Raw genomic sequence first — 22,228 nt, forward strand, 5'->3', positions numbered from 1 at the left:
ACGCGCATGCCTCTGGCAGGCGCTTGATGCGCATTTGGCCTGAAAAGGGTAAAAACTTAGACAGCAGCGCTGCCGTAAAATTACCTAGGTATCAAGATTGGCGGGCGGGTGTCGCGCGTTGCCGTTGTGAGGCACGTTTTGCCCTCATCGTCGTCCTGGCTTTCGCCAGGACAACACCGGTGTATGTAGCGACTTTTGTATCTCCAACCCGCGCCTTACGCCGCGCGGATCTTGCCGAGGAAGTCGCTGACATCGTGGCCGAGCTGCCGGCTCTGGGTCTCCAGCAGCTCGGAGGCGTGCTTCACATTGTCGGCGGCGGCCGCCGCGGCATCGGCGTCGGCTTTGACGCCAGTGATGTTGTCCGAGACGTTCTTGGTGCCCTGCGCCGCGTATTGCGTGCTGCGCGTGATCTCTTGCGTTGCTGCGCCCTGCTCCTGCACGGCGGCGGCGATTGCAGTGGCGACCTCGTTGACCTCGCCGATGATGCCGCCGATGGTCTGGATCGCATTGATGGCATCGCCCGCGACCTTTTGGATGTCGGCGATCTGCTCGGAGATCTCCTCGGTCGCCTTCGCCGTCTGGCTTGCCAGCGATTTCACTTCGGAGGCGACCACGGCAAAGCCGCGGCCGGCTTCGCCAGCGCGTGCGGCCTCGATCGTGGCATTGAGCGCGAGCAGATTGGTCTGCTGCGCGATGGTGTTGATGAGGCCGACGACCTCGCCGATGCGGCCGGCCGACTTCGCCAGGCCCTGCACGGTGCCGTCAGTCTCGCGCGCCTGCGTGACGGCGCGGCCGGCGATGCCGGCGGCGTGTGCCGCCTGCTGGCTGATGTCGTTGATCGAGGCGCTGAGCTCTTCGGCAGCGGCGGCGACACTGTCGACGCTCATCGAGGCATCATTGGAGGCCTTGCCGGCGACCTGGACGCGGTCGTTGGTCTGGCGTGACACGGCGGACAGATCGCCCGAGGTCTTGCGCATCCCGCCCGAGGCTTCGCTCAATTCGCCGAGCGTCTTGCGGACCGCGCCCTCGAACTCCCCGACATAGGTCTCGACCGCGCGCTGGCGCGCGGCGGCACCCGTATTGCGCTCGCGCTCATGCTCTTCGATCTTGAGCTTGTCGCTGGCCTGCCGCTTGAAGGTCTCCAGCGCGCCAGCGAGCGCGCCGATCTCGTCGTTGCGATCGAGATAGCCGCTATCGACGGCAAGATCGCCGCCAGCGACCTTGAGCATGGCGTCGCGGATGGTGTTGAGCGGATTGATGACGCGGCGGCTGACCAGCATGATCGCACCGACGGCGAGCCCGATGGCGAGCGCCAGCAGCACCAGCTGGACGGTCAGCGCGCGCTGCGCGGCGCCGCGCTGCTCCAACGTGTGGGTTCTCGCGGCGTCGAGGGCGCCTTCGGCAACCGCGACTGCGCTCGCCATGCGGCCGACCGTGATCGGGCTCCACTGGTTTGCCGTCATCTCGCCCTTCTCGCCCTTGACCAGGGCATCGGCGAGGCGGTCACGCAAGGCCAGATATTGCGGATCGAAATAGGCGGTCTTTGCCGCGGCCATGGCGGAGGCGAGCGCCGGCGGCAACTGCATGCCCGAGGTCGCCAATTCCAGCGCTTTCCACACCGCGCTCGTGCCGCCGACATATTGGGTATAGTTGTAGCGCGCTTCCGGCGTGATCTTGCCGGCGGCAAGCCCCATCGAGACGATCAGAGAGCCTTCGCCCGCGGTGTTGCGCAGCAACCAGGCGTTCTGCTTGATCGATAGCAACTGGTCGATCTCGGCGTCCTGGTGATTGACGGTGGCGGCGAGCGTGTTCGACAGTCTGTCGAGCACGTCGAGCAGGCCTTGTGTTGTGTCCATGTATTCCTTGGAGAGAGCCGCGCGGCGCTGATCCTTCGGCTTGGCGACCTCCTCCCAGAACTGCTTCTGCTCCTCGATCAGCAATTTGTTGAGGCGCGCGAGCTCCGGAACCAGCGTGCCGGATTGCGGAAAGTCCATGGTCGGCAACAGCTCGAGCGCGCGAGCCATCGCCGGCATCTGCGCATCGCGCAGCGCACGCAGGTATTTGTCGATCTCGCTGTCCATCGGCTCTGCCGCGGCCAGGAGCCGCGTGGTGGTCGAGCGGTCCGTGCGAAGATTGTGTGCAGCCTTGAACAGATCGGCGGAAGCGTCTGCAATATGCGAGATGCGGTTGGCGGTCTTGAGGCGATCCCAGGACTCGTAGGCGGTGAGCGAGAGCGCAATCACCACGCAGATCGATGTGATCGCGATCACCGCTTTGAGCAGCGCGGACACGGTCAGACGATTCAACATCGAAGTCCCCCCAATTCCCATTTCAAAGTTCGTAAAAGGCGCCCCGGCAACATCAAAAAAACAGGGGGGCGCGAAGTATCGGCAATTGCATACCGTTCGCTGCTGGCGAGGTACGGTTTAGGCATCTGAAACGAAAAGGGTAAAGTTTTAGGCAGTCGTCATGGCGGTAGAAGTACGTATTTACTAGAAGTTGCAACGGGTTGCCGGAATGGAACCGAAGCGAGCAACAGGCGTTAGGATACCATTAGCAATTTGCCTGAAGGGGGCCGTGCGATGCTGGTCGGCGTACTCGTCACTTTTCTCGTCATCATCCTCGTTCTCTATCTCATCAACATGCTGCCGATGGACGGTCGCGCCAAGCAGATCGCGCGCGTGGTCGTCATCATCATCGGCATCGTGTCGCTGTTGAAATATCTCGCGGTGTTTTAGCGGGCGCGTGGTCGTAGCCCGGATGGACATCCAACAAAAAAAGCCCCGGCGTGAGCCGGGGCTTCTGGCGTTCGAATGACCGGGCTCAGCCCGCCGCCTTGTTAGCCGAGAGCTTTGGCCTCGCGCCGACGCGCGGTAAGAATGTATTCGGTGTAGCCGTTCGGCTGCTCGCGGCCCTTGAAGATGAGGTCGCTAGCCGCCTTGAAGGCGACGCCATCGAAGGACGGCGCCATCGGCTTGTAGATGACATCGCCCGCGTTCTGCTTGTCGACGACGATGGCCATGCGCTTGAGCGATTCCATCACCTGCGCTTCGGTGATGACGCCCTGGTGCAGCCAGTTGGCGAGATGCTGGCTGGAGATGCGCAAGGTGGCGCGATCCTCCATCAGGCCGACATCGTGGATGTCGGGCACCTTGGAGCAGCCGACGCCCTGGTCGATCCAGCGCACGACGTAACCCAGAATGCCCTGGCAGTTGTTGTCGATCTCCTGCTTGACGTCGTCGGGCGCCCAGTTCGACTTCGACACCGGAATGGTGAGGATGTCGGACAGCTTTGCGCGCGGCCCGCCCTTGGTCAGCTCCTGCTGACGCGCGGTGACGTTGACCTGGTGATAGTGCAAGGCGTGCAGCGTCGCGGCGGTGGGCGAGGGGACCCAGGCGGTGGTGGCACCGGCCTGCGGATGGGCGAGCTTCTGTTGCAGCATGTCCGCCATCTTGTCCGGGGCCGCCCACATGCCCTTGCCGATCTGGGCATGGCCGGGTAGGCCGTCGATCAGGCCCATATCGACGTTCCAGTCTTCATAGGCCTTGATCCAGGCCTGCGCCTTCATCTCGTTCTTGCGGATCATCGGACCCGCTTCCATCGAGGTGTGGATCTCGTCGCCGGTGCGGTCGAGGAAGCCGGTGTTGATGAACATGATGCGCTTGGAGGCACGCTGGATGCAGGCCTTGAGGTTGACGGTGGTGCGCCGCTCCTCGTCCATGATGCCGACCTTGAGTGTGTTCTCCGGCAGCGACAGCATCTTCTCGACGTGGTCGAAGATCTCGCAGGTCAGCGACACCTCGTCCGGGCCGTGCATCTTCGGCTTGACGATATAGGCCGAGCCGGTGCGGCTGTTCTTGGACTTGGAGTTACCCTTGAGGTCGTGGATCGCAAGCAAGCCCGAGACGGCAGCATCGAGCAGACCTTCGGGGATTTCCTCGCCGGTCTCGTCCAGTACCGCATCGGTGAACATGTGGTGGCCGCAATTGCGCATCAGCAGCAGACTGCGGCCATGCAGCTTCACTTCACCCTTGCCATCCGGCGTCTTGTAGCTGCGGTCAGCGTTGAGCGAACGGGTCAGCGTCTTGCCACCCTTCTCGAAATCGGCTGACAACGTGCCATTCATAAGGCCGAGCGTGTTGCGATAGACCAGCACCTTGTCCTCGGCATCGACGGCAGCGACCGAGTCCTCCATGTCGAGGATGGTCGACACGGCAGATTCCATGATCATGTCGGCGACGCCGGCCGGATCGTCCTTGCCGATCGTGCTGCTGCGGTCGATCTTGACCTCGACATGCAGGCCGTTGTTGGCGAGCAGCACCGCGGAAGGCGCAGCCGCATCGCCCTGGAAGCCGGCAAATTGTGCGGCGTTCTTCAGCGCGGTGGCGTTGCCGCTCTTGAGTTTGACCGCAAGCTGGCCCGCGACGACGCTGTAGCCAGTGACGTCGGTGTGGCTGCCGGTCGCGAGCGGCACGGCGGCATCGAGGAACGCCTTGGCCTTGGCGATCACCTTGTCGCCGCGCGCCTTGTTGTAACCCTTGCCGCCCTCGGAAGGATCGTGCGGGATCGCGTCGGTGCCGTAGAAGGCGTCGTAGAGCGAGCCCCAGCGCGCATTCGCGGCGTTCAGCGCGTAGCGGGCATTGGTCAGGGGCACGACGAGCTGCGGGCCGCAGATCTTGCCGATCTCATCGTCGACATTGGCGGTCTCGACCTTCTGCGTCGCGGGTTCAGGGACGAGATAGCCGATCTCCTTCAGGAAGGCGGTATAGGAATTGAGGTCGAACGCCTTGCCCTTGTTGGCGCGGTGCCAGTCGTCGATCTTGACCTGAAGCGCGTCGCGCAACGCGAGCAGCGCGCGGTTCTTCGGCCCCAGCTCCTTGATGATGGCGGCAAGCCCGGCCCAGAACGCGTCCGGCGCGATCCCCGTTTTCGGGGCCGCTTCCTTGGCGATGAAGTCAAACAGGACGGGAGCGATCTTCAGTCCGTGGGCGTCGACGCGTTTCATGATGGTCTTTCTTGTTGGAAATGGCTGTTTTTGGCTGCTTTTGACCCGACAGCAGCAAAATGCGCCCATAAAGGGCAACTTTCGGGGCTCTATTAGCCCCAAAATCGGGGCCGTGAGAAGGCCCACGACGTCTGTCAAAATGTCAAGAAGAGGTGGACGCGGAGGTCGGGCACAAATGTCGTCCTGGCGAAGGCCAGGACCCATTACCCCAGGGAGGGGTTTGGCGATGACTCGTCGTCCGGTACGGCTATCGAATTCTATGGATAGATCACGCGGTATGGGTCCTGGCTTTCGCCAGGACGACACTGGTGATGTGGCGCAGAAATCGGCAGCTCAAATATTCGCCGCGAGATCCACGACCTCGTCGAACAGCACACCGGTCGCCTTCAGCATCTGCTCGATGTCGTCGGCCGCGTCGGCAACCGTCCGCGTCGACGTGTCGATGATGAGCTCGGCGGCCTGCGGCGCCTCGTAGTCGTTGCCGATACCGGTGAACGACGCGAGCGCACCGGCGCGGGCCTTTTTGTAGTGGCCCTTCGGGTCGCGCTCCTCGCAGATGTCCGCAGGCGTTGCGACATGGATCTCGCGGAACGCGGTGTCGGCGATACGGCGCGCGGTTGCGCGATCCTCGCGGGCGGGCGAGACGGCGGCGACGATGGCGATATGGCCGTTCCGGGCAAGATGCGTTGCGACTTCCGCGAGGCGGCGGATGTTCTCGCTGCGATCATGCGCAGAGAAGCCGAGATCGCTGTTCAGCCCCGCACGTACGGTGTCGCCATCGAGCAGGATCGGCGAGCCGCCACTGGTGAACAGCCGCCGCTCCAGCGCCTTTGCCAGCGTCGACTTGCCGGAGGCCGGCAGGCCAGTGAGCCAGACCACCGCGCCATTGTGCTGGTAGCGCGCCGAGCGCTCGTCGGGCCGCAGCGCCGATTCCACCGGCACGATGTCGACCGGCACGGCGCGCTGGCCGGCATCGACCGACAGCACCAAACCGCCGCCGGCAATGCGGCCGGACACCTCGATCACGAGACGGCCGGTGCGCGGATTCTCGGTATAGGGATCGGTCGCGATCGGATTGGACAAGGAGATGTCGATCTCGCCGACATGGTTGCGGCCGATCGCCTTGTTCTCGCGGCTTTCGAGCTCGCCGGGGTCGACCGCCTTCTCGATTGCAACGACGGTGGCACGGCTTTCCTTCGGCCCGCACCGGACCAGGAGCTGCTCGCCTTTGACGAGCGGCTTGTCGTGCAGCCAGAAGATGCGCGCGCGCAGCCGCCGCGTCTCGCGCGGAGCAGCGTTGGCATGCGCAATGATGTCGCCGCGCTCGATGAACAGCTCGCGGTCGAGCGTGATGCCCACCGAGCGGCCCGCGCCATGGCGGCCCGCGACCGGCGTCACCGGCCAGCTTTCGACACTCTTGATTTTGGCGATCTTGCCGGCCGGCATGATCACGATCTCGTCGCCGGCAATGAGGCTGCCGGATTCGATGCGCCCGGCGACGATGCGGCGGTCGTCGAACTTGTAGATCGCCTGCACCGGCAGCCGCAGCGCCAGCGCTTCCAGCGGCCGCGCGGGCTCAAGCTGGTCCAGCGCCTCAACCACGGTCGGTCCCTTGTACCAGCCGATCCGGTCGGTGCGCTCGGCGACGCCATCGCCATCGCGGGCGGAAATCGGGATCACCGCCGTCGGCGTCACGCCGAGGCCTTGCAGATGCCCCGAAATCTCGTCGCTGATTTCCTTGAAGCGCTCGGCGGAGAAATCGACGCGGTCCATCTTGTTGACGACGATCGCGACCTGCTTCACGCCGAGCAGATGCAGGAGATAGCCGTGCCGCCGGGTCTGGTCGCGCACGCCTTCGAGCGCATCGATGATCAGCACCGCGCCGTCGGCTTGCGAGGCGCCGGTGATCATGTTGCGCAGAAATTCGGCATGGCCGGGCGCGTCGATCAGCACGATGTCGCGCGAATTGGTGCGGAAGCGGATCTGGGTGGTGTCGATGGTGATGCCCTGGTCGCGCTCGGTCTGGAGCGCATCGAGCAGGAACGACCACTCGAACGGCATGCCGCGCCGCGCGCTGACAGCTTTGAGCATTTCGAGCTTGCCGTCGGGCAGGCTGCCGGTCTCATGCAGGAGGCGGCCGACCAGCGTCGACTTGCCGTGGTCGACATGGCCGACGATGACGATGCGCACTTGCGGACGCGTGGTGCCGTTCGGTGTGGCCGGCGACGTGGAGGTGACGATCATGTTCATAGCCGCGGTGCGTCCTTGAATCACAGATAACCGGCGACGCGCAGGCGCTCGAAGGCGTCCTCGGTCTCGTGGTCGAGCGCGCGGCCGGCACGCTCCGGCACCTTGGTCTGCTCGAGCTCGATCAGGATCTCGTCGATATTCGAGGCGGTCGAGTTCACGGGGTTGGTGATGTCCTGATCGCCCAGCGAGCGGTAGCGCTTGCCGTCCTTCGCCAGATACAGCGGAATGATCGGGATGTTCTCGCGCTTGGTGTAGGCCCAGATGTCGGCCTCGGTCCAATGCAGGATCGGGTGGATGCGCAAATGTGCGCCCTGCGGCGGCGACGCATTGAAATGATCCCAGAACTCCGGCGGCTGGTCGCGCACGTCCCAATTGCCTTCGAGTCCGCGCGGCGAGAACACGCGCTCCTTGGCGCGGGTGGCCTCCTCGTCGCGGCGGATGCCGGCGATCAGGCCGTCAAAGCCGTATTTGCCGAGCGCCATCTTGAGGCCTTCGGTCTTGCGTGCGGCCGAACGGGCGGCCGGAGGCAGCGTTGGGTCGACAGCATCGATAGGCGGGCAGGGCTCGACGCGCAGGTCGAGTTCCCACTCCTTGCCGTAATGATCGCGGAAGCGATACATCTCTGGAAACTTCTTGCCGGTGTCGACATGGAGAGCCGGGAACGGCAGGCGGCCGAAGAACGCCTTGCGCGCCAGCCAGATCATGACGTTGGAGTCCTTGCCGAGCGACCACAGCAGGGCGATCTTCTTCAGGCGGGCGAAGGCCTCGCGAAAGATGTAGATGCTCTGCGCCTCGAGCTGGTCGAGATGGTCCATGCTGGGGGCGGTCGGCTCGACCGAAATTTGCTGGGAAATGGGAGTCGCGGAGCCCAGTCGATCTGCGCCGGATTCAGTGCTGAGGAGATGCATCTCTGCCACGTTGCGTTTGGAGGCGAAAATTCTATAGTTGCGGTGCAGAAGAGAAGAAGAAATTTTCTCTTTGCGCGCTCGAAACGACACATATATAGAAAATAATTCCAGTCAACCCCGTATGTGGGGGAAGCGAGTATCGCATGCGGTTCTTGCCGGTGTTCCTCGATCTCAAGGCCGGTCCGGTGGTTCTCATCGGCGCGGGTGAGCTTTTGCGCGCCAAGCTGCGCGTGCTCACTGCTGCCGGTGCGCGCATCCGCGTGCATGCGATCGACGGCAATCATGATCTGAGCCTCAACTCCGAGGACGCGGCCCGTATCGAAATCGCGGCCGGCGATCCTCTGACTGCTGATCTGGCTAGCGTCATCGCGGTCGTGTGCGCCGGTGCGGGCGATGTCGGCGTCGCGATGTCGGTGCGTGCCAAGATGCTCGGCCTGCCCGTCAACGTCATGGACGATCTCGAACATTCCAGCTTCATCTTCCCGGCGATCGTCGATCGCGGCGATGTCGTGGTTGCGGTCGGCACCGGCGGCACCTCTCCCGTCGTGGCGCGTCGTGTGCGGGAGAAGATCGAGGCGTTGCTGCCTGCGCGCATCGGGGAGCTCGCTGAGTTCATCGGCGGTTTCCGCAAATCCATCAACGAGCGTATCGCCGAGTTTCCGCTGCGCCGCCGCTTCTGGGAACGCGTCATCGATGGCCCGATCGGCGCCTCCGTGCTCGCGGGCCGCAAGGACGAGGCCGAAGCCGCCCTCAAGCAAATTTCCGATCTGTCCGACTTCGCGCGCGCCGACACGCCGGAGGGCTCCGTCGCGCTGGTCGGCGCCGGTCCCGGTGATCCCGATCTTCTCACCATCAAGGCGCTGCGCGCGTTGCAGGATGCCGATATCGTCTTCCATGATGAACTGGTTTCGCCAGAAATTCTCGATCGTATTCGTCGCGACACGACGCGCGTTCCGGTCGGACGCCGTGTCGGCAAGCCCGGCATCGGCCAGGACGCCATCAACAAGCGCATGATCGAGGCCGCGCAATCCGGCCAGCGCGTGGTGCGGCTCAAGGGCGGCGATCCCTTTGTGTTCGGACGCGGCGGCGAGGAGGTCGAAGCCCTGCGCACAGCCGGTGTCGCCTATTCCATCATTCCCGGCATCACCGCCGGCCTCGGCGGTGCCGCCGATTTCGAGGTGCCGCTCACTTACCGTCAAGAAGCGACCCGCATCACCTTCCTCACCGCGCACAGGGCGCGCGACACCGAGACGGTGGATTGGTCGACGCTGACCGACACCAGGATGACCGTCGTCGTCTATATGGGCATGACTGCAGCGCCTGCCGTGCGCGCCGGCCTGTTCGCCGCCGGCCGGTCGCCGGAAACGCCGGTCGGTGTGTTTGCCCGCGTGACGCGGCCCGACGCGCAAGGTGCGATCGGCACGCTGCGCGACCTGCCCGAGCTCGTGCGGCGGATCAGCGGCGGTCCTGCCATTCTCATTATCGGCGACGTGGTCCGGCATGCCGGTTCGCTTCGCCGTGAAACACCCAAACAAATCATCTCTGACCTGCTGGATGCTGCCGAATGACCTCTCCCCTGCAAAAGAAACTTAAAATCAGCGATTCCTCCGTGGTGACCGCCAACCGCACCTGGGATGGCGTTGTCGTCTACCGCACTGCTGCCAAGGGCTGGTCAGCTGACCTGGCGGACGCTGCGATCGTGCGAAACTCCGATGAGGCAAAAGCGTTGCTCGCCGAAGCCGTTGCCGATGACGTCGGCGCGATTGGTCCTTATATCGCTCCGGTCCAGATCGGCGAGGATGGCAAGATCGTGCCCGGAAACCTGCGCGAGCAGATTCGCCGCGATGGCGTTACCATCGACTTGCCGGTTTAATCGCAGGTCGGGCTGTAAGGCACTTTAATCATGTACGCTTACGACGAAATCGATCGCACGCTGGTCAACGAGCGCGTCTCGGAATTCCGCGACCAGGTGCAGCGCCGTCTCTCGGGCGAGTTGACCGAGGACGAATTCAAGATGCTGCGCTTGCAGAACGGCGTCTATCTTCAACTGCACGCCTACATGTTTCGCGTCGCGATTCCCTATGGAACGCTGGCGTCGAACCAGTTGCGGCAGCTCGCCCATGTCGCGCGCAAATATGACCGCGGCTATGGCCATTTCACCACGCGCCAGAACATCCAGTTCAATTGGATCAAGCTTTCGGACCTGCCGGATGCGCTCGCCGATCTCGCCGAGGTCGGCATCCATGCGATGCAGACCTCCGGCAACAACATGCGCAACGTCACCTCGGACCAGTGGGCCGGTGTCGCCCCCGGCGAGATCGAGGACCCGCGCATCTGGTCGGAGCTGATCCGCCAGCACACCACGCTGCATCCGGAATTCTCGTTCCTGCCGCGCAAATTCAAGATCGCGATCACCGCGTCGGACCACGACCGCGCCGCGATCAAGGTCCACGATATCGGCCTGCGCCTGATCAAGAACGAGAAGGGCGAGACCGGCTTCGAGGTTCTGGTCGGCGGCGGTCTCGGTCGCACCCCGTTCATCGGCAAGACCATCAAGCACTTCGTCCACGGCCGCGATCTCCTCAGCTATATCGAGGCGATCCTGCGCGTCTACAATCAGTACGGACGCCGCGACAACATCTACAAGGCGCGCATCAAGATCCTGGTGCACGAGCTCGGCATCGAGAAATTCTCCCGCGAGGTCGAGGAGGAGTGGCAGCATATCCGCAACTCCTCGCTCCAGATCGACGACGAGGTGATCGAGGACATCCGCTCGCGCTTCATCTACCCGGCGTATGAGAAGCTGCCGCACATGCCGGACGAGCTGCGGCAGGCCGCGGCCGATCCCGAGTTCGAGGCATGGCGCAAGAACTCGGTCGCCGCGCACAAGAACCAGGGCTACTCCATCGTCACGATCTCACTGAAGCCGATCGGCGCACCTCCGGGCGATGCCACCGCCGAGCAGATGGATGCGCTGGCCGATCTCGCCGACAAATACTCCTTCGGCGAGATCCGCGTCGGGCATGAGCAGAATTTGGCGTTGCCGCATGTTGCGAAGCGCGACCTGCCAGCGCTGTGGAAGGCGCTCGACAAGCTTGGCCTCGCCACGCCGAACGTCAATTTGATCACCGACATCATCGCTTGCCCGGGGCTCGACTATTGCTCGCTGGCGAATGCGCGCTCGATCCCGATCGCGCAGGAACTGACGCGGCGCTTCGCCAATCACGAGCTCGCCAATCTGATCGGCCGGCTGCACATCAACATCTCCGGCTGCATCAACGCCTGTGGTCATCACCACGTCGGCCATATCGGCATTCTCGGCGTCGAGAAGAACGGCGAGGAGGTCTACCAGATTACCATCGGCGGCCGCGCCGACGAGAGCGCCGCGCTCGGCAATCTGATCGGCCCCGGCGTCAAGTTCGACGAGGTCGCCGACGTCATCGAAGATATCGTGGAAGCCTATCTGGCGCTGCGCGAGCGGCCGGAAGAGCTGTTCGTCGACACGGTGAAACGTCTCGGCGTCGAACCCTTCAAGGAGCGCGTTTATGCCACTCGTTAATGGCGGAAAGATCGCCGACGACAGCTTCGTCAAGCTCGCCGTCGACACGCCGCTGCCCGAGGGCGGCGACATCCTGGTGCCGGCCGAGCGGTTCCTGAGCGAAGCGGACGCATTGCTCAAGCGCGGCGGCAAGGTCGGCGTGATCTGGCCGAACAACCGCGATATCGCCGAGCTCGTGCCTTATCTCGGCAAGATCGCCACCGTCGCTTTGGTATTCCCGAGCTTCCGCGACGGACGCGCCTATAGCCAGGCGCGCCTGCTGCGCGAGCGCTACGGTTATCGCGGCGATCTGCGTGCCACCGGCCAGGTGCTGCGCGACCAGTTCGTGTTCATGCTGCGCGCCGGCTTCGATTCCTTCGAGGTCAAGAAGCAGGCCGACGCCGAAGCCTTCATGCAGACGGCGAAACGCTACTCGGTGTTCTACCAGCCGACCGGCGATGGCCGGATCACGGCACTGCACCGGCGCATGCAGCTCCGCCACTCCGAAGGTGTCGGCACGTGAACGCACTTGTGCCCCAGGTATCGTCAGTCTCTGGGCTGCCTTCAGCGGAGGAGCTCGACCGCGGCTTGCGCAATGCCTCGCCCGCCGAGGTCATCGCCGCGGCCCTGAAGGCGGTTGGGCGCGAGAAGCTCGCGCTGGTGTCGTCGTTCGGAACGGAATCGGCGACGCTGCTCAAGGTGATGGCGGATGTCGACCCGTCGATCCCGGTGATCTTCCTCGATACCGGCTGGCTGTTCGAGGAGACGCTCACCTACCGCGACACGCTGATCGCGACGCTGGGGCTGAAGGACGTCCGCTCGATCAAGCCCGCGGAAGAGATACTGTCGCGCGAGGATGCCGACCGCGACTTGTGGTTCTCCGATCCCGACGCCTGCTGCCGCATCCGCAAGGTGGAACCGCTGGCACGCGCACTCAAGCCGTTCTCGGCCTGGCTCAACGGCCGCAAGCGCTTTCAGGGCAACGCACGCGCCGACATCCCCGTGGTCGAGGCCGACGGCGCGCTGTTGAAATTCAATCCCTTCGCCAATGTCTCGCGCGAGGAGCTCGAAGCGATTTTCGTCCGCGCCAAATTGCCGCGTCATCCACTCGCGGAGTCCGGTTTTCTCTCGGTTGGGTGTATGCCTTGCACGAGCAGAACGACTGAGGGCGAGGATGAGCGCGCGGGTCGTTGGCGCGGCCGAGCCAAGACAGAATGCGGCATCCACACGATGAAGACTTCGTAGCACAGTCGAGCTGCAACGCTGCGAACAAGAAAATCCGGTTCCGTTGACTTGAACGCGTTTCGCCCTGAGTTATGCCCGCGTGCCATCGATGACGCCGGTGTCGTCGAGGTGAATGGAGATGGACATGATGCGCCGTATCGTTCCGCTCGCGGCTGGCCTGCTCGTAGCAGGCGTCTGGGCAAGCTCGGCTCTCGCTGCTGACATCAATCTGCTGAACGTGTCGTACGATCCGACGCGCGAGCTCTATGTCGATTTCAACAAGGCGTTCGCGAATGCCTACCAGAAGGAGACCGGCAAGAGCGTCGAGATCAAGCAGTCGCATGGCGGCAGCGGATCGCAGGCGCGCGCCGTGATCGACGGATTGCAGGCCGACGTGGTCACGCTTGCGCTCGCCTATGACATCGATGCGATCGCGGGCAAAGGCCTTACCGCGGCGGATTGGCAGAAGCGCCTGCCGCAGAATTCATCGCCCTACACCTCGACCATCGTGTTCCTGGTGCGCAAGGGCAACCCGAAGGGTATCAAGGACTGGGACGATCTGCTCAAGCCGGGCGTCGCTGTGATCACGCCGAACCCGAAGACCTCGGGCGGCGCGCGCTGGAACTACCTCGCGGCCTGGGGCTATGCGCAGAAGAAGTACGGATCAGTCGACAAGGCCAAGGATTTCATCGGCAAGCTCTACCAGCAGGTGCCGGTGCTCGATACCGGTGCGCGCGGCGCGACCGTGACCTTCGTCGAGCGCGGCGTCGGCGACGTGCTGCTCGCCTGGGAGAACGAGGCCTATCTCGCGCTGAAGGAGTTCGGCCCGGAGAAGTTCGAGATCGTGGCACCGCCGCAATCGATCCTGGCCGAGCCGCCGGTCGCGATCGTCGACAAGGTTGCCGACAAGAAGGGCACTCGCAATGTCGCCGATGCCTATCTCCAGTACTGGTACACCAAGGAAGGGCAGGAGATTGCGGCGCGCAATTTCTACCGTCCGCGCGATCCCGAGATCGCCAAGAAGTATGAAAATTCCTTCGCAAAGGTCGAGCTATTCACGATCGACGAATTGTTTGGCGGCTGGACCAAGGCGCAGAAGGAACATTTTGCCGACGGCGGCGTCTTCGATCGGATCTACAAGAACTGATCGGGCGCTGTCGGATTAGCAGGGGGCCTGGTGAGCGCAATCACAGCACGACGACGGACATTGCCGGGCTTCGGTCTCACGATGGGACTGACGCTGACCTGGCTGTCCGTCCTCATCCTGATTCCGCTCGCCGGGCTGTTCCTGAAATCGTTTGAGCTAAGCTTCGAGCAGTTCTGGGCCATCCTCTCCAGCCGCCGTACGCTGAACGCACTGCGGGTCTCGTTCGGCCTCGCCTTTGCGGCAGCCTGCGTCAATCTGGTGATGGGCAGCATCATCGTCTGGGCGCTGGTGCGCTACCGCTTCCCCGGACGGCGCCTGTTCGATGCCATCGTCGACGTGCCCTTTGCACTGCCCACCGCGGTTGCCGGCGTCGCGCTGACCTCGCTGTTCGCCGAGAAGGGGTGGCTCGGCGCCCCGCTTGCGGCGCTCGGCATCAAGGTCGCCTTCACGCCGCTCGGCATCTTCGTGGCCATGATCTTCATCGGTATTCCCTTCGTGGTGCGGACGGTGCAGCCGGTGCTCCAAGATATCGATGCCGAGATCGAGGAAGCCGCGGGTAGCCTCGGCGCCAGCCGCTGGCAGACCATCATTCGCGTGATCCTGCCCTCGCTCGCACCGGCGCTGTTGACGGGCCTCGCGCTCGCCTTCGCCCGCGCGGTCGGCGAATACGGCTCGGTGATCTTCATCGCCGGCAATCTGCCCAACGTCTCCGAGATCGCGCCGCTCCTGATCGTGATCCGGCTCTCTGAATTCCGCTACGCCGATGCGACCGCGATCGCGGTCGTCATGCTCGTCGTGTCCTTCGTCATCATCTTCGCGGTCAACCGTTTGCAGCGCTGGGCGCAGAACCGAATTCCGGTGCATTGAGGGGGATGCGATGACGATGCAGCTCGCCGATTCAGTCCCGCTCTCCTCGCCCGACGCGAAAGCGCGCACCTATGCGGCCGCCGCGCGCAACAACCTTCGCACCGAGCCGAAAGCGGTACGGATCGCCATCATCACGCTGGCGATATCGTTCCTTACCGTATTCGTGATGCTGCCGCTCGTCTTGGTGTTCGCCGAGGCGTTCTCGAAGGGGATACTTGCCTATCTCTCGGCGCTCGCCGAGCCAGAGGCACTGTCCGCGATCAAGTTGACGCTGTTGGTGGCGGCAATTTCGGTGAGCCTCAATCTCGTCTTCGGCCTCGTCGCCGCCTGGGCGATTGCAAAATTCGAGTTCAGGGGGAAGACGTTCCTGATCACGCTGATCGACCTGCCGTTCTCGGTCAGCCCGGTGATCTCGGGTCTCGTCTTCGTGCTGCTGTTCGGCGCGCAGGGCTATTTCGGTGGCTGGCTAAGCGATCACGATATCCAGATCCTGTTCGCAGTGCCCGGCATTGCGCTCGCAACCACCTTCATCACCTTCCCCTTCGTCGCGCGCGCGCTGATCCCGCTGATGCAGGAGCAGGGCACGCAGGAAGAGGAAGCGGCGATCTCGCTCGGCGCCTCCGGTCTTCAGACCTTCTTCCGCGTCACGCTGCCGAACATCAAATGGGGCGTGCTCTACGGCGTCCTGCTCTGCAACGCGCGCGCGATGGGCGAATTCGGCGCGGTCTCCGTCGTCTCCGGCCACATCCGCGGCGAGACCAACACCATGCCGCTGCTGGTCGAGATCCTCTACAACGAATACCAGTTCGTCGCGGCCTTTGCGATCGCCTCGCTGCTGGCGATGCTGGCGCTGATCACGCTGATCGCGAAAACTGTTCTCGAACGTCATCTGGACGAAGGACAAGACGCCCGTGACCATTGAAGTCAGGAATCTCGTCAAGAAGTTCGGCAGCTTCGCAGCCCTCGACGGCGTCGACCTCAAGGTCAATGACGGCGAGCTGCTGGCGCTGCTCGGCCCATCCGGCTCCGGCAAGACCACGCTGCTGCGGATCATCGCCGGGCTCGACTGGCCCGATGCCGGCGAAGTCGCCTTCAACGGCGAGGACGCGCTGGCGCAGGGCGCGCGCGAGCGTCACGTCGGCTTCGTGTTCCAGCACTACGCGCTGTTCCGGCACATGACGGTGTTCGAGAACGTCGCCTTCGGCCTGCGCGTGCAGCCCCGCGCGATCCGCAAGGACGAAGCGACCATCCGTGCGCGCGTCAAGGAGCTGCTCGATCTCGTGCAGCTCGACTGGCTCGCCGACCGCTATCCGAGCCAGCTTTCCGGCGGCCAGCGCCAGCGTATTGCGCTCGCCCGCGCGCTCGCGATCGAGCCGCGCATCTTGCTGCTTGACGAGCCCTTCGGCGCGCTCGATGCCAAGGTGCGCAAGGAGCTGCGCAAATGGCTGCGCTCGCTGCATCACGAGATCAACGTCACCTCGATTTTCGTTACCCATGACCAGGAGGAGGCGCTGGAAGTCGCCAACCGCGTCGTGGTGATGGACAAGGGCAAGATCGAGCAGATCGGCTCGCCGGACGATGTCTACGAGAGCCCGGCGACCGCTTTCGTGCACGGCTTCATCGGCGAATCCATCGAGCTGCCGGTCCAGGTCGAAGGCGGCGTTATCAGGCTCGGCGACCGGCCGCTGGCCCTGGCCGCAGACGGCCTTGCGCCTGGCGCGTCAAAACTGTTCGTACGGCGACATGACATGCTGGTCGGTCCGCCCGGCAGCGGTGCCTTCGAGGGCGCCGTGCAGCATGTGCGGAATTTCGGTCCCGTGCAGCGCGCCGAAATCGCCTTGCTCGGCGGCGAAACCATCGAGATCGACGCTCCCCGCGACAAGGAACTGCGCGCCGGCGACACGATCGGGCTGAATCCCCGTCGCTACCGGATATTTGCGGGCGCCTGAGCCGCCACGACAGCGCAAATTTTCCTCAAAATTCACCTTTCAGCCACGGTTGGTATGCAACAACGGCCCCTCATTTGGGGGCCTGATTCATGCGCGCCGCGGCCGCAATTCTCATCCTATTGCTGCTCGCCGGCTGTGCAGGCAATGAAGCGCCGGTCCAGCAGCCGTCCATGTATGCCGATATGTCCGTGCCGGGCTCCAAGCTCGATGCGCAGGCGGCGGCGATCATGATCTCGCAGTATCGCCAAAACAACGGCCTCGGTACCGTCGTCATCGATCCCGACCTGATGCGGCTCGCGGAATCCCAGTCCCAGGCCATGGCGGCTGCCAACAAAATGGACCACGACGTCCGCGCGCCGCTGGCCAAGCGCTTGAGTGCCGGCGCCTATCCGGCCACCGTGGCGGTCGAGAACGTCTCGGCCGGCTATCATACGCTGGCGGAAGCATTTTCCGGCTGGCGCGACTCGCCTCCCCATCGCGCCAACATGCTCAAGGGCGGTGTCACAAAATTGGGCATAGCGGCGGGCTATGCTCCAGGCACCAAGTACAAGGTGTTCTGGACCATGATCCTGGCATCGACGGACCCCCGATAAGCCAGACTTGATCCCGGAATGCATTGACGCCGCGGCGAACTGTCGCCACGGGCGCTCGCCATCTGCTATTGTTCCTGCATGATTGATCATACCAGCCCGGAATCCACCAGCGTCCCCGCCAATGCGCAACGCGTCCTGGTTCTTCAGGGCGGCGGCGCGCTCGGCTCCTATCAGGCCGGCGGCTATCAGGCGCTGTGCCATGCCGGCTTTGAGCCGGAGTGGGTCGCCGGCATCTCGATCGGCGCGGTCAACGCCGCCATCATCGCCGGCAACGAAGGCCAAACCCGGGTCAAGCGGCTCAAGGAATTCTGGGAAATGGTCTCGGCTCCGGTGCCGTGGAAACCGATCGGCAAGAGCGATCACAGCCGCGAGCTGTTCAACTCCAGCAGCGCCGCGCTGATCGCGACCTTCGGCGTGCCCGGCTTCTTCGTGCCTCGCCTTCCTCCCGCGCCGCTCTGGCCCCCCGGCAGCCCGCAGGCGCAGAGTTATTACGACACCGCGCCGCTGAAGAAGACGCTGGAGCGACTGGTCGATTTCGACCGCATCAACGACCTCAAGACGCGCCTGTCGGTCGGTGCCGTCGGCGTCACCTCGGGCAATTTCAAATATTTCGACAATTACGAGTTCAAGAGACTCGGCAAGAAGATCGGCCCAGAGCACATCATGGCCTCCGGCGCGCTGCCGCCGGGCTTTCCGTCCATCGTCATCGACGGCGAGCACTATTGGGACGGCGGCATCGCCTCCAACACGCCGCTCGACTTCGTGCTCGATGCGGAGACCGATCGCGACCTCCTGATCTTCCAGGTCGACCTGTTCAGCGCCCGCGGCGATTTGCCGACGTCACTGCTCGAGGCCGCCGAGCGCGAGAAGGACATCCGCTTTTCCAGCCGTACGCGGATGAACACCGACAAGAACAAGCAGGTGCACAATGCCCGCAGGGCGGTGCGCGACCTGATCAGCAAATTGCCGGATTATCTGAAGAACGATCCGTCCGTCGAATACCTCGCGAAAGCGTCGCGCGAAAGCACCGTGACCGTGGTGCACCTGATCTACCGCAGCAAGAACTACGAATCCTCGTCCAAGGACTACGACTTCTCGCATGTTGCCATGGTCGAGCATTGGGAAAGCGGCGTGCGCGACGTGCATCTGTCGATGCGCCACAAGGACTGGCTCGAGCGGCCGCAGTCCGGCGAGACCATGGTGACCTACGATCTCACGGGGGACGTCACCGCGCCCCCGCCAAAAAGGAGCGAATAATATGGGTAGTCTGTCAGGCAAGAATGCGGTCGTGACCGGATCGACCAGCGGCATCGGGCTCGCTTATGCGCGCGCCTTTGCGGGGGCTGGCGCCAACGTCGTCATCAACGGCTTCGGCTCGCCCGAGGACATCGAGAAAGAGCGCGCGAAGATCGAGTCCGATTTTGGCGTCAAGGCGATCTATTCGCCCGCCGACATGACCAAGCCGGCCGAGATCGCCGGCATGATCGCGCTCGGCGAGAAGACCTTCGGGTCCGTCGACGTTCTCGTCAACAACGCCGGCATCCAGTTCGTCTCGCCGATCGAGGAATTCCCGGTCGAGAAGTGGGACCAGATCATCGCGATCAATTTGTCCTCGGCGTTCCACGGAATCCGCGCCGCGGTACCCGGCATGAAGAAGCGCGGCTGGGGCCGCATCATCAACACAGCGTCGGCGCACTCACTGGTCGCCTCGCCCTTCAAGTCGGCCTATGTGTCGGCCAAGCACGGCATCGCCGGCCTGACCAAGACCGTGGCGCTGGAAGTCGCGACCAACAAGATCACCTGCAACTGCATCAGCCCCGGCTATGTCTGGACACCGCTGGTGGAGAAGCAGATCCCCGACACGATGAAGGCCCGCAACCTCACGCGCGAGCAGGTCATCAACGACGTGCTGCTCGACGCGCAGCCGACCAAGGAGTTCGTCACCTCCGAGCAGGTCGCGGCACTCGCGCTGTTCCTGTGCAGCGACGATGCCGCGCAGATCACCGGCACCAATCTCTCGATCGACGGCGGCTGGACGGCGGAGTAGGGCGCTCTTCGTCATGCCCCGCGCAGGCGGGGCATCCGGTACGCCGCGGCGTCTCGGCCTAATTACAGCCGTCTCTGGAATACTGGATCGCCCGGTCAAGCCGGGCGATAACAGCGAGCTTTTCGTTCAATGGCTCCAGGCCAGAGCCGTCACGATCGCGGATGACAAGTTCAATTCCGCGAACATGATCCGGCCGGCGACCACGAAAAGGACGCAGGCGAGCGTCAGCCGCAGCACCGTCTCCGGCACGCGCGTCGCGCTGTAGCTGCCGAGGATGATGCCGGGCAGCGAACCCAGCAGCAGTACGCCCATCAGGTGCCAGTCGACCGAGCCGAGCATCCAGTGCCCGGTCCCGGCCACCAGCGTCAGCGGGACCGCATGCGCGATGTCGGAGCCGACGATGGTCGCCATCGGCAGGCGCGGGTAAAGCAGCAGCAGCACGGTTACGCCGACCGCACCGGCGCCGACCGACGAGATCGAGACCAGGACGCCGAGCACGATCCCGGTGACCACGGTCGCAATCGCCGTGGTGCGCTCGTCGACCTGCTCCAGGCGCCGGCGACAGCGCCCCATGATCGACTTGCGGAAGATCAGCGACGTCGCCGTCAGCAACAGCGCAAAGCACAGCACCACATTGACGAGGTTGCGCTCGGAATCGTTCCTGAGATCGAGCTTCCACAGCACGAACAGAGTAAGCGCACTTGCGGGGATGCTGCCGCAGGCGAGCCGCAGCACCGCCGGCCAATGCACGCTGCGCGACCATCCATGCACGACGCTGCCGCCGGTCTTGGTCGCGGCGGCATAGAGCAGATCGGTTCCAACGGCGGTGGCGGGGTGGATGCCGAACAGCAGGATCAGGAGCGGCGTCATCAACGAGCCACCTCCCACGCCGGTCAGCCCAACAAGGAGGCCGACGCCAAATCCCGAGGCGACGTAGAGAGGATCAATCATGGTCTGGGGAATCTTAAGTTTATCTCGTCAGCAGGGCAATACGACGTAGAATAAACTTTCCCTCGGAGGCAACAGCTTCCGTCGAATAAGAAAAATCGTGCCTATATCGGGCAATGGGCAGTCATTTTGCCCCATTCGCCGGCTTCCTGTGAAACAGCGTTTTCGGGGGAGCGAGAGGCGGCCTGACTATTTGCCAAACGCCAGCACGTGCAGGCCGAGGCGCTGCCGCACGATCCAGAACAGCAGCACGGTCTCGAAGGTCAGCGAGATCGAGGTCGCGGCCGCGGCGCCGTGGCCGCCGAAGCGCGGCACCAGCGCAATGCAGAGCACGAGGTTCATCACGAAGGCGAGCGCATAGGCCAGCGCGCAGATTTTCTGTTGGCCGAGCATGTTGAGCAGGCGCTCCACCGGCCCGATCGCGGCGCGCACCACCAGGCCAATCGCGGCGACGAACATGATGTCGTAGCCGATCACGAATTGCGGCCCGAACAGCCAAAGCAGGGGCTTGCCGAGTGCGAGCAGCACGGCGGTCGCCGCCAGCGATGGCCAGAACGTCCAGTTGATGGCATGCGCGACATAGGCCGACAGCCGCGCCTTGTCGCCGAGCGCGTTGTATTCGGCGAAGCGATGCGCCGTTGTCGCCGACATCGCGTAGTGAATGAACGACACCAGCGCCAGCGTCTTCACCACCGCGAAATAGACGCCGACTTCGTCGGACGGGCGGAACTGCTGAAGCACCAGCACGTCGGTGTAGGACAGCAGCAGGTAGAAGCTCTCGACCAGCAGGATCGGCAGCGACACGGCGAGCCAGCCGCCGATATCGTAGGCCTTGGGGCCGGGTTCGATATGATCGGCGAGCTTGCGGTTCAGAACCACCATCTGCCCGGTCATCGCGATCCACACCGCGCCGGCGCTCGCGACCATCGCGGCCACCGCGCCGAGATGGTAGCCGAGCAGGAAGGCGCAGGCCGTGATGCCGATGATCAGCGTCTGGCGGATGATGAATTGCGGCATCAATCCGAGCTGCACCCAGTCATGCGAGCGCGCGATGCCGTCCTGGGTATTGGCGACGACGAAGGCGGGCAGCGTCATGCAGCCGATATAGAGTGGCAGCTGCTCGGCCGAATCGATCCAGGGCGAGAGCAGCTTTACGATGCCGGCAAGCGCCAGCGACACCAGCGTGGACACGGCGAAAGTCAGCCAGCGGCTGCCGGACAGAAAGCCGCGCAGCAGCGCATGCTCGCCGCTGGTACGATATTCCGGAATGATTTTTTGCGCGGAGGCCGAGATGCCAAAGTCCATCATGCTGCCGAGCAGCAGCACCCAGGTCCAGACATAGACATAGATGCCGTAGTCGGAGGTGCCCATCCAGCGCGCCAGCAGCACTTGCGAGAAATAGGCAAGGCCCGCGCTGATCACGCGGATCATGAAGATGGTGCCGGCCAACCGCCGCGTCAGCGAGGCTTCGCTCGAGCCGCCCGCCAATTTGCCGCGCAGCCGTGCGATCAGGCCGGCCGGTCCGGTCGAGGCAGGTTCTGCATCCATCACGGCCAATTCGAAGCGTCCCCAGCGTCCCGCATGCAGCGGCAGCCTTGTGCGATAGCCTTGGGGATTAGCAACGATTCGTTAAGATTCGGTTGGGTCACCGGTGTCGTCCCGGCGAAGGCCGGGACCCATAATCCCAGGGAGAAGTTGTGGCGCGAAGCTGGTAACTCCGAATTTTCGCAAAACTATTGCTGCGGCGTATGG

At 63.8% G+C, this 22,228-nt stretch carries 19 protein-coding genes; 13 read left to right on the plus strand and 6 right to left on the minus strand.

What is annotated here, in order from left to right; genetic code table 11:
* Positions 1-215: 215 nt before the first annotated feature.
* Positions 216-2,309, minus strand: a complete 2,094-nt coding sequence (locus ACPPVR_RS06635; protein ID WP_426613443.1) for a methyl-accepting chemotaxis protein — start codon at positions 2,307-2,309, stop codon at positions 216-218.
* 273 nt (positions 2,310-2,582) lie between these two features.
* On the opposite strand from ACPPVR_RS06635, the gene ACPPVR_RS06640 reads away from it, so the two are divergent.
* Positions 2,583-2,738, plus strand: coding sequence for a Thivi_2564 family membrane protein (locus ACPPVR_RS06640; RefSeq protein WP_084292245.1), 156 nt, complete (start codon positions 2,583-2,585; stop codon positions 2,736-2,738).
* A gap of 101 nt (positions 2,739-2,839) precedes the next feature.
* Here ACPPVR_RS06640 and ACPPVR_RS06645 read toward each other — a convergent pair whose 3' ends face one another.
* The 3 genes from ACPPVR_RS06645 to cysD form a co-directional block, all read right to left on the minus strand.
* A complete protein-coding gene (locus tag ACPPVR_RS06645; RefSeq protein WP_426613444.1) occupies positions 2,840-5,005 on the minus strand; it encodes a malate synthase G in 2,166 nt (721 codons plus the stop codon).
* Between the two features lie 333 nt (positions 5,006-5,338).
* A complete protein-coding gene (gene cysC / locus ACPPVR_RS06650; protein WP_426613445.1) occupies positions 5,339-7,255 on the minus strand; it encodes an adenylyl-sulfate kinase in 1,917 nt (638 codons plus the stop codon).
* Between the two features lie 20 nt (positions 7,256-7,275).
* On the minus strand, positions 7,276-8,070 hold the full coding sequence (cysD, locus tag ACPPVR_RS06655; RefSeq protein WP_354228629.1) for a sulfate adenylyltransferase subunit CysD: 795 nt from the start codon (positions 8,068-8,070) through the stop codon (positions 7,276-7,278).
* A 236-nt stretch (positions 8,071-8,306) separates the two neighbouring features.
* Between cysD and cysG the strand changes: the two genes are divergently transcribed.
* The 12 genes from cysG (at position 8,307) to ACPPVR_RS06715 (ending at position 19,528) form a co-directional block, all read left to right on the plus strand.
* Positions 8,307-9,731: a siroheme synthase CysG gene (gene cysG, locus ACPPVR_RS06660; RefSeq protein ID WP_426613446.1), complete on the plus strand. Its 1,425-nt coding sequence runs from the start codon at positions 8,307-8,309 to the stop codon at positions 9,729-9,731.
* Positions 9,728-10,036 carry a DUF2849 domain-containing protein gene (locus tag ACPPVR_RS06665; protein WP_071916679.1) on the plus strand — a complete coding sequence of 103 codons (309 nt, stop codon included), beginning with the start codon at positions 9,728-9,730 and terminating at the stop codon, positions 10,034-10,036. Before cysG ends, ACPPVR_RS06665 begins: the two co-directional genes overlap by 4 nt.
* Before the next feature lie 30 nt (positions 10,037-10,066).
* Positions 10,067-11,722 (plus strand): nitrite/sulfite reductase, encoded by a 1,656-nt coding sequence (locus ACPPVR_RS06670; protein ID WP_426613447.1) that lies wholly within the window; start codon positions 10,067-10,069, stop codon positions 11,720-11,722.
* Positions 11,709-12,224: a DUF934 domain-containing protein gene (locus ACPPVR_RS06675; RefSeq protein ID WP_426613448.1), complete on the plus strand. Its 516-nt coding sequence runs from the start codon at positions 11,709-11,711 to the stop codon at positions 12,222-12,224. Before ACPPVR_RS06670 ends, ACPPVR_RS06675 begins: the two co-directional genes overlap by 14 nt.
* Entirely contained in the window at positions 12,221-12,946 is a 726-nt protein-coding gene (locus tag ACPPVR_RS06680) for a phosphoadenylyl-sulfate reductase (protein WP_426613449.1), read from the plus strand. The genes ACPPVR_RS06675 and ACPPVR_RS06680 overlap by 4 nt, the downstream gene beginning before the upstream one ends.
* Positions 12,947-13,058: 112 nt before the next feature.
* Positions 13,059-14,072, plus strand: coding sequence for a sulfate ABC transporter substrate-binding protein (locus tag ACPPVR_RS06685; protein WP_426613450.1), 1,014 nt, complete (start codon positions 13,059-13,061; stop codon positions 14,070-14,072).
* 81 nt (positions 14,073-14,153) lie between these two features.
* Positions 14,154-14,939, plus strand: a complete 786-nt coding sequence (gene cysT / locus ACPPVR_RS06690; RefSeq protein ID WP_426616042.1) for a sulfate ABC transporter permease subunit CysT — start codon at positions 14,154-14,156, stop codon at positions 14,937-14,939.
* Between the two features lie 10 nt (positions 14,940-14,949).
* Positions 14,950-15,861 carry a sulfate ABC transporter permease subunit CysW gene (cysW, locus tag ACPPVR_RS06695; protein ID WP_426613451.1) on the plus strand — a complete coding sequence of 304 codons (912 nt, stop codon included), beginning with the start codon at positions 14,950-14,952 and terminating at the stop codon, positions 15,859-15,861.
* The gene (locus tag ACPPVR_RS06700) at positions 15,851-16,888 is read left to right on the plus strand and encodes a sulfate/molybdate ABC transporter ATP-binding protein (protein WP_426613452.1); all 1,038 of its coding nucleotides are present in this window, start codon (positions 15,851-15,853) and stop codon (positions 16,886-16,888) included. Before cysW ends, ACPPVR_RS06700 begins: the two co-directional genes overlap by 11 nt.
* 89 nt (positions 16,889-16,977) lie before the next feature.
* Positions 16,978-17,481 carry a CAP domain-containing protein gene (locus ACPPVR_RS06705; RefSeq protein WP_426613453.1) on the plus strand — a complete coding sequence of 168 codons (504 nt, stop codon included), beginning with the start codon at positions 16,978-16,980 and terminating at the stop codon, positions 17,479-17,481.
* A 78-nt stretch (positions 17,482-17,559) separates the two neighbouring features.
* Complete coding sequence (locus tag ACPPVR_RS06710) at positions 17,560-18,738, plus strand: DUF3734 domain-containing protein (protein WP_426613454.1); 1,179 nt, start codon at positions 17,560-17,562, stop codon at positions 18,736-18,738.
* Position 18,739: 1 nt separating this feature from the next.
* Positions 18,740-19,528 (plus strand): 3-hydroxybutyrate dehydrogenase, encoded by a 789-nt coding sequence (locus tag ACPPVR_RS06715; RefSeq protein ID WP_426613455.1) that lies wholly within the window; start codon positions 18,740-18,742, stop codon positions 19,526-19,528.
* Positions 19,529-19,654: 126 nt separating this feature from the next.
* Here ACPPVR_RS06715 and ACPPVR_RS06720 read toward each other — a convergent pair whose 3' ends face one another.
* Complete coding sequence (locus tag ACPPVR_RS06720) at positions 19,655-20,479, minus strand: sulfite exporter TauE/SafE family protein (protein ID WP_426613456.1); 825 nt, start codon at positions 20,477-20,479, stop codon at positions 19,655-19,657.
* Positions 20,480-20,665: 186 nt separating this feature from the next.
* Positions 20,666-22,033 carry a polysaccharide biosynthesis C-terminal domain-containing protein gene (locus ACPPVR_RS06725; RefSeq protein WP_426613457.1) on the minus strand — a complete coding sequence of 456 codons (1,368 nt, stop codon included), beginning with the start codon at positions 22,031-22,033 and terminating at the stop codon, positions 20,666-20,668.
* Positions 22,034-22,228 lie beyond the last annotated feature (195 nt).

The organism is Bradyrhizobium sp. McL0616, from assembly GCF_049993385.1.
GTDB lineage: Bacteria > Pseudomonadota > Alphaproteobacteria > Rhizobiales > Xanthobacteraceae > Bradyrhizobium.

Coding starts and splice junctions, on each gene's coding strand:
- ACPPVR_RS06670 (WP_426613447.1), top strand. CDS start 10,067: ATGTACGCTTACGACGAAATCGATCGCACGCTGGTCAACGAGCGCGTC.
- cysT (WP_426616042.1), top strand. CDS start 14,154: ATGGGACTGACGCTGACCTGGCTGTCCGTCCTCATCCTGATTCCGCTC.
- cysG (WP_426613446.1), top strand. CDS start 8,307: ATGCGGTTCTTGCCGGTGTTCCTCGATCTCAAGGCCGGTCCGGTGGTT.
- ACPPVR_RS06715 (WP_426613455.1), top strand. CDS start 18,740: ATGGGTAGTCTGTCAGGCAAGAATGCGGTCGTGACCGGATCGACCAGC.
- cysW (WP_426613451.1), top strand. CDS start 14,950: ATGACGATGCAGCTCGCCGATTCAGTCCCGCTCTCCTCGCCCGACGCG.
- ACPPVR_RS06635 (WP_426613443.1), bottom strand. CDS start 2,309: ATGTTGAATCGTCTGACCGTGTCCGCGCTGCTCAAAGCGGTGATCGCG.
- ACPPVR_RS06720 (WP_426613456.1), bottom strand. CDS start 20,479: ATGATTGATCCTCTCTACGTCGCCTCGGGATTTGGCGTCGGCCTCCTT.
- ACPPVR_RS06640 (WP_084292245.1), top strand. CDS start 2,583: ATGCTGGTCGGCGTACTCGTCACTTTTCTCGTCATCATCCTCGTTCTC.
- ACPPVR_RS06675 (WP_426613448.1), top strand. CDS start 11,709: ATGCCACTCGTTAATGGCGGAAAGATCGCCGACGACAGCTTCGTCAAG.
- cysD (WP_354228629.1), bottom strand. CDS start 8,070: ATGGACCATCTCGACCAGCTCGAGGCGCAGAGCATCTACATCTTTCGC.
- ACPPVR_RS06705 (WP_426613453.1), top strand. CDS start 16,978: ATGCGCGCCGCGGCCGCAATTCTCATCCTATTGCTGCTCGCCGGCTGT.
- ACPPVR_RS06665 (WP_071916679.1), top strand. CDS start 9,728: ATGACCTCTCCCCTGCAAAAGAAACTTAAAATCAGCGATTCCTCCGTG.
- ACPPVR_RS06645 (WP_426613444.1), bottom strand. CDS start 5,005: ATGAAACGCGTCGACGCCCACGGACTGAAGATCGCTCCCGTCCTGTTT.
- cysC (WP_426613445.1), bottom strand. CDS start 7,255: ATGAACATGATCGTCACCTCCACGTCGCCGGCCACACCGAACGGCACC.
- ACPPVR_RS06685 (WP_426613450.1), top strand. CDS start 13,059: ATGGAGATGGACATGATGCGCCGTATCGTTCCGCTCGCGGCTGGCCTG.
- ACPPVR_RS06710 (WP_426613454.1), top strand. CDS start 17,560: ATGATTGATCATACCAGCCCGGAATCCACCAGCGTCCCCGCCAATGCG.